The sequence below is a fragment of the Nonomuraea sp. NPDC049028 genome (assembly GCF_043197735.1).
GTDB lineage: Bacteria > Actinomycetota > Actinomycetes > Streptosporangiales > Streptosporangiaceae > Nonomuraea.
Window position 1 is genome coordinate 594,730 of record NZ_JBICTR010000006.1, and the last position, 12,195, is coordinate 606,924.

Sequence of the window (12,195 nt, forward strand, 5' to 3'; positions counted from 1 at the left end):
CTGCACCTACGACAAGCTCAGATCATTTCAGGAAACAGTCACCTCGCCCATTTGTCGGCGCTGTTCTCCTGGATCACCCTGCACGCCCCCGCCGTGCACCGGCATGCCCGGCCGCTGCGGGACCGGGCAATTGTGCACCTCATCCTCGGGACCGCGCTGCGCCGCGCCGAAGTCGTCGGCCTCGATCTGGATCAGCTTCACCCCGCCGACCCTGCCGAACTACGGCAAGCCAAAAGCCAAGCTGACCAGCGTACGCGGCAAAGGACGCACCAGCCGGACGGTGTTCCTCGGCCGCGACGCCCGCCACGCTGTCGCCGACTGCCTCGACGCCGAACGGCCTGGCGACATCGACGAGCGCAGCCAGGCGCTGTTCCTCGCGGCATCTTCGATCGGCGCCCTCCGCCCCCGCGACCTGCGCCACACCTTCGGCTACCGGCTCTCCGAAGCCTCCGGCCACAACCGCGCCGAACTCGAACGCCGCCTCGGTCACGCCAACGACCGCTCCCTGCGGCCTCTGCATTACCAAGCAAGCTCTTGATTGTTGTCGCCGGTGCGTGATTCAGTTCACCTACCGCGAAGGAGCCACGCATGCTTGACGGCAAGGTAGTGCTCATCACCGGCGGCGCCAGGGGCATGGGGGCCGCGACGGCCCGCCGCTGCGTCGCGGCGGGGGCGAGCGTCGTGATCACCGATGTCCTGGTGGAGGACGGCACCGCCACCGCGAAAGACCTCGAATCACGATTTATCCCGCACGACGTGACCAAAGAGGATCAGTGGGCTGATGTGGTCGAGGAGGTCCTCGACGAATACGGTCGGATCGACGGGCTGGTCAACAACGCGGGCATCGCCCGCTCGGCGCTCCTGGAGCAGTACACGCTCGACGACTTCGAGCGCGTGCTCAAGGTGAACCTCGTCGGCGTCTTCCTCGGGCTCAAGTCCGTGGTCGCGCCGATGCGCGCGTCAGGCGGTGGCTCGATCGTGAACCTGTCGTCGGCGGCCGGGCTGACGGCGCTTCCCGGCACCGGCGGCTACGGTGCGTCCAAATGGGGCGTCCGCGGCCTCACCAAGATCGCCGCGATCGAGTACGCCCCTCACCGGATCAGGGTCAACTCCGTACATCCCGGAATGATCGTCACCCCCATGACGCTCCGGCACGGCGCGGTTTCGGGCGAGGGCGCGTTCCCGCTGGCCGCGGCCGGGCGGTGCGGTGAGCCCGAGGAGGTGGCGGAGGCCATCGCGTTCCTGCTGTCCGACGCCGCCTCGTACGTCACGGGCGCCGAGTTGGCGGTGGACGGCGGCTGGACGGCGGGCGAGACCGCCATGCTCCCGCGGACGGCGGGCGAGACCACCATGCCCCCCGCGGACGGAGGTTGAGTGAACGATGGCGATCGACGAGGTCACCAGGGCGGTCATCGACGTGATGACGGCCGTCTTCCCCAAGGTGGGCACCGAGGTGACGGACGCCGCCGAGGCTCGGCGGATCCTGGCCGAGATGCCCCAGCCGGAGGCGGAGCCGTACAAGGTGGGCCGGGTGGAGAACCGCATGGCGGGCGACCTGCCCGTGCGCGTCTACTGGCCACCGACGGAGCGAGAGACGCGGCCGGTGGTCGTGTACTTCCACGGTGGCGGGTTCACGCTCTGCACCCTGGACACCCACGACCCCGTCTGCCGACTGATCTGCACGGACGCCGACGTGATCGTGGTGTCCGTCGACTACCGGCTGGCGCCGGAGCATCCGTATCCGGCCGCCGTCGAGGACGCCTACGCCGCGACCCGCTGGGTGTACGAGCACGCCCGCGAGCTGGGCGCGGATCCCGGCAGGCTGGTGGTCGCCGGTGACAGCGCGGGCGGGAACCTGGCGACCGTGACGTGCCTGAAGGCCAGGGACGAGGGCGGGCCGCCGATCGCGCTGCAGGTGCTGGTCTATCCCGTCACCGACGCCGCCCAGGACGCGCCCTCGCACGCGGAGAACGCTGAGGGATATTTCCTGACCGCGGCGCACATGCGGTGGTACTGGGACTGCTACCAGCCCGACCACGCGAGGCGCGCCGAGCCGTACAGCTCGCCGATCAACGCGGACGTGAGCGGGCTGCCGCCCGCGCTGGTGATCACGGCGGAGCACGATCCGCTCCGGGACGAGGGGGAGGCGTACGCGGAGCGGCTGCGCGCGGCCGGGGTGGACACGCTGAGCGTGCGTTATGCCGGGATGTTCCACGGGTCCTTCGGGCTGGGCGCCATGCTGCCCGTCGCCAAGGAGGCCGAGGAGCGGGTCTGCGCCACGATCAAGGAGCGGGTGGGGTAAAAGATGCCTTATGCCGATTTAGGGCAGAATATTCGGCTTTTTTACACCGACGACGGGAAGGGAGACGGGCCGCCGCTGCTGCTCGTCCACGGCTGGGGTACGGACTCCCACCAGTGGTCCTGGCACATCGACGCGCTCGCCGGCAAACACCGGGTGATCGCGGTGGACCTGCGCGGGCACGGCTACTCCTCCGTGCCCGACGAGGGCAACACGCCGCGCGAGATGGCCGCCGACCTCGCCGCGCTGCTGGACCGGCTCGCCATCCCCGAGGTGATCGCGATCGGCCACTCCATGGGCGGGCAGGTCGTCTCCATCCTGGCCGTCGAGCATCCGGACAAGGTATGCAAACTGGTCGCCCTCGATCCCGGCTACGGCATCACGGCGGACGTCGCGCGGACCTTCCCGGAGACGGTCGCCGCGCTGCGCGGCCCGCACGCGCACGCCGCCGCCGAGCGGCTCGACGAGTGGTGCACCAACGCCGCCACCCCGGCCGTCATCAGGCGCTGGCACAAGCGCCGGCTGTACGGCATGGCGCCGCACGTGCTGCTCCAGGCGTTCGAGGCCATGTTCACGGAGCCCGACGCGCTCGGGATGCGACCGGCGAGCGACGACTACCTGGCCCGCAGGGAGTGCCCGGTGCTGTCGATCTGGTCCGACCCGGAACGCGCGGCCTGGGAGTCGGGGCTCTGCAAGCATCCGGCCTCGAAGGTGGTGTGCTGGGAGGGCTCCAGCCACCGGCTGCACGAGGAGCGCCCCGGCGAGTTCCTCCTCGTCCTGCGTCGCTGGTTACGGACCTCTTGATCCGTCCTGCGCCACTTGTTACGGACCTCCTGATCCGTCCCGCGCCGCTGGTTGCGGCCTTCTGACCGCTACGGGCTTCCTGACGTCCGTCTGGCCCGGCGGGCGGCGCGGTAGCGGCGTACCCTCCTGATCGTCCACCAGGCGAGCAGGGCCAGCGCCAGCAGCGCGACGATGACCAGCAGGGGCAGGAACACCGCGATCAGGCTCATACCGAGCGACCCGACGTCCTCCACCGTGCTGGCGACGGGCGCGCCCACGCCGCCCGTCCCCACGTTGATCATCGGACGGGCCGTCGCCTTCAGCGCGTGTACGGCCAGCGCCAGCAGGATGCCCAGCAGCCAGCCCGCCCACGGGTGCTCGGTCATCCAGGTCGAGTGGTCCAGCTCCGACGCCGCGTTCGTGGCGCTGAAGACCACACCGCCGGCCGCCGGTCGTACCGCGGTCTGGATGGTGTCGTTGATGCTGTCGACGGCCGGGATCTTGTCGAGCACCATCTCCGCGACCAGCAGCACCGCGATGATGGCGAGCACGCCCCAGTTGGACGGCCACGAGTAGCCGTCGGGCAGCTTCACCCGGTCGGTGAAGTTGGCCAGGATGCCCACCACGAGGAGCGGGATGTAGGCGTTCAGGCCGGCGGCGGTGGACAGTCCGAGCCCTGTCAGTGCGGCGAACATGTTTCTAGTCTGCCCGGGCCGCCTCGTCCATGAGGCGGGGCAGATCGGATCCGGTGAACTCGGCGACCGCCCGCTCGTACTTCTCCATGCCCCACGACCAGAAGTCGAAGTCGATGCTCTGGTTGGCACCGTCCTGGATCGAGGCCCACAGCGTCCAGCCGTACTTGGACATGAGCCCGAGCAGCCGCGCCCGCGCGATCTTGTGGCGCAGGCGGCGGCCGTAGTAGGCGGTGACGAGCTCGTCCAGCAGGTCCAGGGACAGGTCCGACTCGCTCCAGATGTTGCCCAGCTCGAAGCAGGGGTCGTTGTTGCCGGCGTACTCGTAGTCGATCAGCCAGAGCCGCTCGCCGTCGTCGATGATGTTGCCGGGCAGGAGGTCGTTGTGACACGGCACCCGCCCCACATCCCGGATATCCAGACATTTCCGGATCCGCTCAACCTCGGGCATGAAGTCGAGATATTTCGCCGGAAGGCGGTATCCGCGGCTCTGGACGATCTCCAGATACCCCCGCTGAATCTCGAACATGTCGAAGTCCCGCTCGAACCGGGGCCCCGCGTGCAGCCGCCCGCACACCTCGGCCAGCCGCCGCAGGTTCGCCGGATCGCGCAGATCGGCCTCCGTGAACGTCCGGCCCGGCAGGAAACCCACGATCAGCACCCCGAGCTCCGGCAGATAGTCGTGCACCGGCGCCCCCACCCCGATCCGCGCGGCGGCCAGCGAGCAGGAGTGCTCGACGTCCCGGTCGATCGCCAGCAGCGATCCCTCGCTGGCCGTCACCCGTGCCACATAGGCCCCGCCGGGAACGGTCACCTTGTAGTTGTGGTTGGTCAGCCCGCCGGGCAACTCCTCGACGGAACGCGGCACGCCGGACAGCAGGGGGATGCGGTCGAGGATCTCGGTCATGGTCGATGCTAGCGCCGTCACCCCCTAAACGGTCTAGACCTTTTAGTGTAGCCTCGCCCGCATGAGCGACTCGGCCCGCATCGTGATCATCGGCGGCGGCGTGGGCGGCGCGTCCGTCGCCTACCACCTGACCCAGCTCGGCGAACGCGACGTCCTCCTGCTGGACCGCGACGAGCTGACCAGCGGCTCGACCTTCCACTCCGCGGGGCTCGTCGGCCAGCTGCGCGCCGACCCCACGCTGACCAGGATGAACCAGTACTCGGTGGAGCTCTACCGCACGCTCGACGCCGGCTGGACGGAGTGCGGCGGCATCAAGCTGGCCGGTACGCCGGAGCGGATGGCCGAGATCCGCCGCCAGATCGGCTGGGCCCGCACGTTCGGCCTGCCGCTGGAGGAGATCTCCGTCGCCGAGGCGGTCGAGCTGTTCCCGCTGATGGACCCCTCGGGCGTCGTCGGCGCGGCGTACCTGCCCACCGACGGGCAGATCGACCCCTCCGCGCTCTGCTACGCGCTGGCCACGAAGGCCCGCGAGGGCGGCGCCCGCGTCAGGACCAGGACCCGCGTGCTCGGCATCGACACGGAACGCGGCCGGGTCACGCGCGTACGCACCGACCAGGGCGACATCGACTGCGAGGTGGTCGTCAACTGCGGCGGCATGTTCGCCGCCGAGATCGGCCGGATGGCCGGGGTGCGGATCCCGATCGTGCCGATGTCGCACCAATACGTGGTCACCGACGCCTTCCACGAGCACACCGGCCTGCCGACGCTGCGCGACCCCGACCTGCTCGTCTACTACCGGCAGGAGGTGCAGGGCCTGGTCATGGGCGGCTACGAGCGCACCTGCGCGCCCTGGACGGCGGACGAGACCTCGTACGACGCCATCCCGGCCGACTTCAACGGCCGCCTGCTGGCGGAAGATTGGGACCGATTCACCGAAATTTCGGAGAATTCGCGGATCCGGGTCCCGGCCATGGCCGACGTGGGCATCCGCAAGATGATCAACGGCCCGGAGGCGTTCACCCCCGACAACGAGTTCTGCCTGGGCGAGACAGAGGTCGGCGGGTTCTTCGTGGCGGCCGGGTTCTGCGCGCACGGCATCGCGGGCGCCGGCGGCATCGGCAGGGTGATGGCCGAGTGGATCGTCGAGGGCGAGCCCGCCATGGACGTCTGGCACATGGACATCCGCCGCTTCGGCCGCCAGTACCGCTCCCCGTCCTACACCCTCGCCCGCGCGGTCGAGAACTACGAGACCTACTACGACATCCGCTACCCCGGCCACGAGCGCTCGGCGGGTCGCCCGCTCAAGGTCTCCCCGGCGTACGGCTGGCACGCCGCGCACGGCGCCGAGTTCGGCGAGAAGGCGGGCTGGGAGCGGGTCAACTACTACCGGTCGAACGAACGGGACAGTACTGGTGACGAGCGGCCCCAGGGGTGGGCCGGGCGGCTGTGGTCGCCCGCGATCGGGGTCGAACACCGGGCCGTGCGGGAGACGGCGGGCTTGTTCGACGAGACCTCCTTCGCCAAGATCCAGGTCGCCGGGCCGGACGCCGCCGACCTGCTCGAATGGGTCTGCGACAACCGCGTCGCCCGCCAGGTGGGCGCGGTGACGTACACGCAGGCGCTCAACCGGCGCGGGGGCATCGAGTGCGACTTCACCGTCACCAGGAGGGCCGAGGACGAGTTCCTCATCGTGACCGGCACCGCGTTCGGCTCGCACGACATGGGCTGGCTGCGCAAGCAGGCCGCGCTCAGGGGCGCCGACGTCCGGATCGCCGACGTGACCGGCCAGTACGCCTGCTTCGCCCTGTGGGGGCCGCGCGCCCGCGACATCCTCGGGACGCTCACGCCCGACCCGCTCGGCTTCCCGTTCATGTCGGCGCGGGAGCTGACCGTGGGCGACGTGCCGGTGCTGGCGCTGCGGGTGACGTTCGTGGGGGAGCTGGGCTGGGAGCTGTACTCCTCCAGCGAGTACGGCCTGGCGCTCTGGCAGGCGCTGTGGGCGGCCGGGCAGCCGTACGGGCTGCGGGCCGGCGGCTACCGGGCCATCGACAGCCTGCGCCTGGAGAAGGGCTACCGCGTCTGGGGCGCCGACATCGGGCCCGAGACCACGCCGTACGAGGCGGGGCTGGGCTTCTGCGTCAAGCTCGACAAGGACTTTCTCGGCAAGGACGCGCTCGACCCCCACCCCGAGCGCCGGCTGCGCTGCCTGACCCTGGAGCCGGGGGCGATCGCGCTCGGCAACGAGCCGGTGCGCCTGGACGGCCAGGTCGTGGCCCGGATCACCTCGGGCGGCCACGGCTACACGGTCGGCTCGCCGATCGCCTACGCGTATCTGCCGGTGGGGCCGGGCGTCAAGGTCGAGGTCGAGGTGGAGGGCGCCTGGGTGACCGGGACCGTCGTCAGTGACCCGCTCTTCGACCCGGCGGGGGAGCGGGTGCGCTGACGCCGCTGCCGACCGAGGGTGCGCTGAGGCCGCTGCGGACCGAGATGCGCACCCGGTCGGAGCGGAACAGGTCGCGGGCGAACTCCACCGGCTCCCCGGCCGCCGCGTAGGCGGTGCGCTCGATCAGCATGAGCGGCGTGCCCGGCTCGACGCCCAGCTCGGCGGCCTCGTCGGACCTGGCGATGACCGGGTCGAGGTGCTCGACGGCGGTGCGCGGCTCCAGGTCGTAGCGGGTGGCCAGCAGGGCGTAGAGCGACCCGTCGAGATCCTGCTCCAGGAAGCCGGGCAGCGCGGGGAAGAAGGAGCGTTCGAGGGCCACCGGCGACTGCCCGGCCGAGCGTACCCGGGCGACGTGGTGCACCGGCTCGCCCACGGCGAGCTCCAGGGCGGCGGCGACGGAGCGGGGCGCGGGGACGGTCGTGGCGACCAGCACTCTGGCCTCGGCCTGGAGGTGAGCGCGCCGCATCTGCTCGGTGAACCCCGCCAGCCCCGTCAGATCGCACTCGACGCGCGGATCGGCGACGAACGCGCCGCCCGACCTGCCCGGCGTCCTGACCAGGACGCCGTCGTGCTCCAGCGTCGCCAGCGCCTGCCTGAGCGTCATCCGGCTCACGCCCAGGCGCGCCGACAGCTCCCGCTCGCCCGGGAGCCGGTCGCCGGGCTCCATCTCGCCGCTGCCGATGGACTCCAGCAGCCACCGCTCGATCTGCACGTGCGCGGGGACACCGGTGCCGCGCTCGACCTCGGGTGTCCCGACCACACGCGCATCGTAGCCGGTCACGCCGACAGCTCGGTCACGTCGACAGAGCGGTCAATCCGGACAGCCGCTCCACCGCGTCGGCGAACTCGCTCACCATCTCGTAGACCACCTCGCGAGCGGGCTTGACCTGGTCGAGCTGGCCGACGACCTGCCCGACGAAGTAGTTGGCCAGCTCCACGGCCCCCGGTTCGCCGCGCTCGGCTGCTGCGCCGATGCGGGCCATCGCGGCCTCGGCCACGAGCATCTGCAGCGGCATCCCGAGCGGTCCGGGGCTCTCCGGCCCGGAGTCCCACTCCTCGGTCCAGGCCGACTTGAGCTGCCTGGCCGGCTTGCCGGTACGCGACCTGGACCTGACCGTGTCGAGTGAGGAGGCGGCCAGCATCTTCCGCTTCACCGAGGGCGTCGTCTCCGCCTCCTCGGTGGTCAGCCAGACCGATCCGCACCACACGCCTTCGGCGCCGAGCGCCATCGCCGCCGCCATCTGCCGCCCCGAGGCGATGCCGCCCGCCGCCAGCACGGGCACCGGGGCGACCGCGTCCACGACCTGCGGCACCAGCACCATCGTGGCGATCTCGCCGGTGTGCCCGCCCGCCTCGGTGCCCTGCGCCACGATCAGGTCCGCGCCGGCCGCCACCTGCCTGTGGGCGTGCTCAACGGTGCCGACCAGCGCGGCCACCGGCACGCCCGCCGCCCTGGCCTTGGCCACCATCTCCGGCGGCGGCGGTCCGAGCGCGCTGGCGATCAGGCCGATCGGGTGCTTGAGCGCCACGTCGATCAGCCCGGTCGCGCCCGCCGCGGTCACCCGCCTGCCGAACTCGTCCGTCGAGGCGGCCACCGGCTGCGGCGGTGCGTTCACGCCGTACTTGGACAGCAGGTGCGTGACGAAGTCGCGGTGCCGTTCGGGGATGAAGTCGGTCAAATGGGCGTCGAGATCGAGCGCCGAGGCGTCGAGCTTGCCGGGCACGAGCACGTCGACCCCGTACGGGCGGCCGTCCACCCGCTCGTCGATCCAGGTGAGCTCGGTGTCGAGTTGGTCGGGGGTGTAGGCGACCGCGCCCAGGACGCCGAAGCCGCCCGCGTTGGTGACCGCGGCCACCACGTCGCGGCAGTGGCTGAAGGCGAACAACGGGAACTCGACGCCGAGACGTTCGCAAATGGCGGTCCGCATGGTCCGACGCTAGCCGCCAGAAGGTTGTTCGGTCCACCGTTCGCGCGGGCGGATCCACCGTCTGGAGCGTCTGTGCGGCCGAGCTCAGGAGGCGGTGGCCTGCCGGTCCATGGCCAGTGAGATGCCCGGAGTGTGCCAGCCCAGCGTGGGATCGTAGCTGCGTACCAGCTTGGCGGGCACGCCCGCGACCACGCTGTGGTCGGGGAACTCACCGCGGACGACCGCGCCGCCCGCCACCACGCACTGGCGGCCGATCCTGGTGCCGGGCAGGATGATCGCGCCCGCCCCGAGCCAGGAGCCCGCGCCGATCGAGACCGGACTGTTGCGTGGCCACTGCCGGCCGATCGGTGTCTCCGGGTCGTCGTAGACGTGGTTCTGATCGGTGATGTAGACGTACGGGCCGGTGAAGACGTGCTCGCCGATGTCGATCGACTGGTGGGCCACGATGTGCGAGCCCCGGCCGATCGAGCAGCCGCCGCCGATCCGCAGGATCGAGTCCGGGCCCAGGTCGACACCCGGGCCCATGCCGCAGGACAGCGACACGCGCTCGCCGATCAGCGTGTGGTCGCCGATCTCGATCCACTGCTCGCCGAAGATCGCGCCCGGCGGGAAGGCGATGCTGACACCGTCGCCCAGATGCCGGAATCTGGTGCCGCCCGGACTGGCCGGGGTGATCGCCCCGGCCGCGCGGATCGCCTTGTAGGCACGGTGAATCAGCGCGCCCGTTGCCCGCCGTACTAATGACATAGGGCCCAAAGTTACCGCTAGGTCATGCCGTTCGGGCATGTCGGGGGCGTTGTTTGATATCCTGAGAGCCCGTGGACGCTTCGACCACACATCGACCCACGGGAGCCCCTTTGCGCAGCGCATCGCAAACCAAGCATCTATTCGTCACCGGCGGTGTCGCCTCCAGCCTAGGGAAGGGGCTCACCGCCTCCAGCCTGGGCCGTCTGCTCAAGGGACGCGGTCTCCGGGTCACCATGCAGAAGCTCGACCCCTACCTCAATGTGGACCCCGGGACGATGAACCCGTTCCAGCACGGCGAGGTCTTCGTCACTGACGACGGATCCGAGACCGACCTCGACGTCGGCCACTACGAGCGGTTCCTTGACACCGATCTGCACGGTTCGGCGAACGTCACCACCGGCCAGGTCTACTCCAACGTCATCGCCAAGGAGCGGCGCGGCGAATACCTGGGCGACACGGTCCAGGTCATCCCGCACATCACCAACGAGATCAAGGACCGCATCCGGGGCATGGCGGGTCCTGAGGTCGACGTGGTCATCACCGAGGTGGGCGGCACCGTCGGCGACATCGAGTCGCTGCCGTTCCTGGAGGCCGTACGCCAGATCAGGCATGAGGTCGGGCGCGACAACGTGTTCTTCCTGCACGTCTCGCTGCTGCCGTACATCGGCCCCTCCGGCGAGCTGAAGACCAAGCCGACGCAGCACAGCGTGGCCGCGCTGCGCAGCATCGGCATCCAGCCCGACGCGATCGTGCTGCGCTCCGACCGGCCCGTGCAGACGGCGATCAAGCGGAAGATCAGCCTGATGTGCGACGTGGACGAGGACGCCGTGGTCTCGGCCGTGGACGCGGCCTCGATCTACGACATCCCCAAGGTGCTCCACTCCGAAGGGCTCGACGCCTATGTGGTGCGGCGGCTCGGCCTGCCCTTCCGCGACGTGGACTGGAAGGAGTGGGAGGAACTACTGCGCCGGGTGCACCGCCCGGCCAAGGAGGTCACCATCGCCCTGGTCGGCAAGTACATCGACTTGCCCGACGCCTACCTGTCCGTCACCGAGGCGCTGCGGGCGGGCGGGTTCGCCAACGACGCCCGCGTCAACATCCGCTGGGTCAAGAGCGACGACTGCGAGACGCCCGAGGGCGCCGAGCGCGAGCTCGACGGCGTCGACGGCGTGCTGATCCCCGGCGGGTTCGGCGTGCGCGGCATCGAGGGCAAGATCGGCGCGATCCGCCACGCCCGGGAGGGCAAGATCCCGCTGCTCGGCATCTGCCTCGGCATGCAGGGCATGGTCATCGAGGCCGCGCGCAACCTGGCGGGACTCGAAGACGCCAATTCCAGCGAGTTCGACCCAGACGCCAAGCACTCGGTCGTCTCCACGATGGCCGACCAGGAGGACGTCGTAGCCGGCGAGCGCGACATGGGCGGCACCATGCGCCTGGGCAGCTACACCGCCAAGCTCGGCGAGGGCACCCTGGCCAGGCAGCTGTACGGCGGCAAGGCCAAGGTCGCCGAACGCCACCGGCACCGCTACGAGGTCGCCAACGCCTACCGCGAACGCCTGGAGAAGGTCGGCCTGGTGTTCTCCGGGCTGTCGCCCGATGGCCGCCTGGTCGAATACACCGAACTGCCCGTCGAGGCCCACCCGTTCTTCATCGGCACCCAGGCCCACCCCGAGTTCCGCTCCCGGCCGACGCGGGCCAACCCGATGTTCAAGGGGCTGATCAACGCCGCGCTCGCCTACGCCGACAGCCGGGTGACCGCGAAGGTGGCCAAGTGAGGGTGGAAGACACGCCCGAGGCGTGGGAAGTCGTCGAATCCAAGGACCGGTTCGCGGGCCGGGTGATCAACGTGGTCACCGACACGGTCCGCATGCCGGGGGACACGGTCGCCGACCGCGACTACGCCGTGCACCCCGGGTCCGTCGCGGTCCTCGCGCTCGACGAGCAGGACCGGGTCCTGCTCATCCGGCAGTACCGCCACCCGACGCGCCGGCTGCTCTGGGAGCTGCCCGCCGGATTGCGCGACGTGGAAGGAGAATCGCTGGTCACCGGTGCCGCGCGGGAGCTTGCCGAGGAGGCCGGATACCGCGCCGAGACCTGGCACACCCTGGTCGACCTCTACACCTCGCCCGGTATGTCCAACGAGCGGATCCGGGTGTTCCTGGCCCGCGGCCTGTCGAAGATCCCCGCGGACGAGAACGGCTTCGTCCACGAGCACGAAGAGATCGACATGCCGGTCGAATGGGTGCCTCTACCCGACGCGGTCGAAAGGGCGCTCATGGGAATGATCCACAATTCCCCGACCGTGGCCGGTATCCTCGCCGCATATGCGGCTTCGGTCGAGGGATTCGCCCTGTTGCGCCCCGCCGACGCCAAGGAGGCGTGACGGAAGGACCAGT

The 12,195-nt window shown here is 70.3% G+C and carries 12 protein-coding genes; 7 read left to right on the top strand and 5 right to left on the bottom strand.

What is annotated here, in order from left to right; translation table 11 throughout:
- Positions 1-130 precede the first annotated feature (130 nt).
- From ACGFJ2_RS26075 to ACGFJ2_RS26090, 4 genes are read left to right on the top strand one after another with little or no spacing between them, the layout of a single operon-like run.
- Positions 131-538, top strand: a complete 408-nt coding sequence (locus ACGFJ2_RS26075; protein ID WP_393472326.1) for a hypothetical protein — start codon at positions 131-133, stop codon at positions 536-538.
- Positions 539-588: 50 nt separating this feature from the next.
- Entirely contained in the window at positions 589-1,374 is a 786-nt protein-coding gene (locus ACGFJ2_RS26080) for a glucose 1-dehydrogenase (RefSeq protein ID WP_393472329.1), read from the top strand.
- Between the two features lie 7 nt (positions 1,375-1,381).
- A complete protein-coding gene (locus ACGFJ2_RS26085) occupies positions 1,382-2,302 on the top strand; it encodes an alpha/beta hydrolase (protein WP_357945651.1) in 921 nt (306 codons plus the stop codon).
- A gap of 3 nt (positions 2,303-2,305) precedes the next feature.
- Complete coding sequence (locus ACGFJ2_RS26090; RefSeq protein ID WP_358180932.1) at positions 2,306-3,103, top strand: alpha/beta hydrolase; 798 nt, start codon at positions 2,306-2,308, stop codon at positions 3,101-3,103.
- Between the two features lie 68 nt (positions 3,104-3,171).
- On the opposite strand, the gene ACGFJ2_RS26095 is transcribed toward ACGFJ2_RS26090, so the two are convergent.
- Complete coding sequence (locus tag ACGFJ2_RS26095; RefSeq protein WP_393472333.1) at positions 3,172-3,777, bottom strand: DUF4126 domain-containing protein; 606 nt, start codon at positions 3,775-3,777, stop codon at positions 3,172-3,174.
- Between the two features lie 4 nt (positions 3,778-3,781).
- Positions 3,782-4,681: a phosphotransferase gene (locus ACGFJ2_RS26100; protein WP_393472337.1), complete on the bottom strand. Its 900-nt coding sequence runs from the start codon at positions 4,679-4,681 to the stop codon at positions 3,782-3,784.
- 61 nt (positions 4,682-4,742) lie between these two features.
- Between ACGFJ2_RS26100 and ACGFJ2_RS26105 the strand changes: the two genes are divergently transcribed.
- Positions 4,743-7,124 (top strand): FAD-dependent oxidoreductase, encoded by a 2,382-nt coding sequence (locus ACGFJ2_RS26105; RefSeq protein ID WP_393472341.1) that lies wholly within the window; start codon positions 4,743-4,745, stop codon positions 7,122-7,124.
- On the opposite strand, the gene ACGFJ2_RS26110 is transcribed toward ACGFJ2_RS26105, so the two are convergent.
- The 3 genes from ACGFJ2_RS26110 to ACGFJ2_RS26120 form a co-directional block, all read right to left on the bottom strand.
- Entirely contained in the window at positions 7,081-7,884 is an 804-nt protein-coding gene (locus tag ACGFJ2_RS26110; protein WP_357945664.1) for a GntR family transcriptional regulator, read from the bottom strand. The two genes, ACGFJ2_RS26105 and ACGFJ2_RS26110, sit on opposite strands and share 44 nt — an antisense overlap.
- Before the next feature lie 34 nt (positions 7,885-7,918).
- On the bottom strand, positions 7,919-9,052 hold the full coding sequence (locus ACGFJ2_RS26115; RefSeq protein WP_358180922.1) for a nitronate monooxygenase family protein: 1,134 nt from the start codon (positions 9,050-9,052) through the stop codon (positions 7,919-7,921).
- Between the two features lie 84 nt (positions 9,053-9,136).
- Positions 9,137-9,799, bottom strand: coding sequence for an acyltransferase (locus tag ACGFJ2_RS26120; protein WP_357945669.1), 663 nt, complete (start codon positions 9,797-9,799; stop codon positions 9,137-9,139).
- A gap of 110 nt (positions 9,800-9,909) precedes the next feature.
- Between ACGFJ2_RS26120 and ACGFJ2_RS26125 the strand changes: the two genes are divergently transcribed.
- Both ACGFJ2_RS26125 and ACGFJ2_RS26130 read left to right on the top strand, forming a co-directional pair.
- Positions 9,910-11,574: a CTP synthase gene (locus ACGFJ2_RS26125; RefSeq protein WP_357945671.1), complete on the top strand. Its 1,665-nt coding sequence runs from the start codon at positions 9,910-9,912 to the stop codon at positions 11,572-11,574.
- A complete protein-coding gene (locus tag ACGFJ2_RS26130) occupies positions 11,571-12,182 on the top strand; it encodes an NUDIX hydrolase (RefSeq protein ID WP_357945674.1) in 612 nt (203 codons plus the stop codon). The genes ACGFJ2_RS26125 and ACGFJ2_RS26130 overlap by 4 nt, the downstream gene beginning before the upstream one ends.
- Positions 12,183-12,195: the final 13 nt, after the last annotated feature.

Coding starts and splice junctions, on each gene's coding strand:
- ACGFJ2_RS26080 (WP_393472329.1), top strand. CDS start 589: ATGCTTGACGGCAAGGTAGTGCTCATCACCGGCGGCGCCAGGGGCATG.
- ACGFJ2_RS26090 (WP_358180932.1), top strand. CDS start 2,306: ATGCCTTATGCCGATTTAGGGCAGAATATTCGGCTTTTTTACACCGAC.
- ACGFJ2_RS26095 (WP_393472333.1), bottom strand. CDS start 3,777: ATGTTCGCCGCACTGACAGGGCTCGGACTGTCCACCGCCGCCGGCCTG.
- ACGFJ2_RS26105 (WP_393472341.1), top strand. CDS start 4,743: ATGAGCGACTCGGCCCGCATCGTGATCATCGGCGGCGGCGTGGGCGGC.
- ACGFJ2_RS26085 (WP_357945651.1), top strand. CDS start 1,382: ATGGCGATCGACGAGGTCACCAGGGCGGTCATCGACGTGATGACGGCC.
- ACGFJ2_RS26115 (WP_358180922.1), bottom strand. CDS start 9,052: ATGCGGACCGCCATTTGCGAACGTCTCGGCGTCGAGTTCCCGTTGTTC.
- ACGFJ2_RS26120 (WP_357945669.1), bottom strand. CDS start 9,799: ATGTCATTAGTACGGCGGGCAACGGGCGCGCTGATTCACCGTGCCTAC.
- ACGFJ2_RS26100 (WP_393472337.1), bottom strand. CDS start 4,681: ATGACCGAGATCCTCGACCGCATCCCCCTGCTGTCCGGCGTGCCGCGT.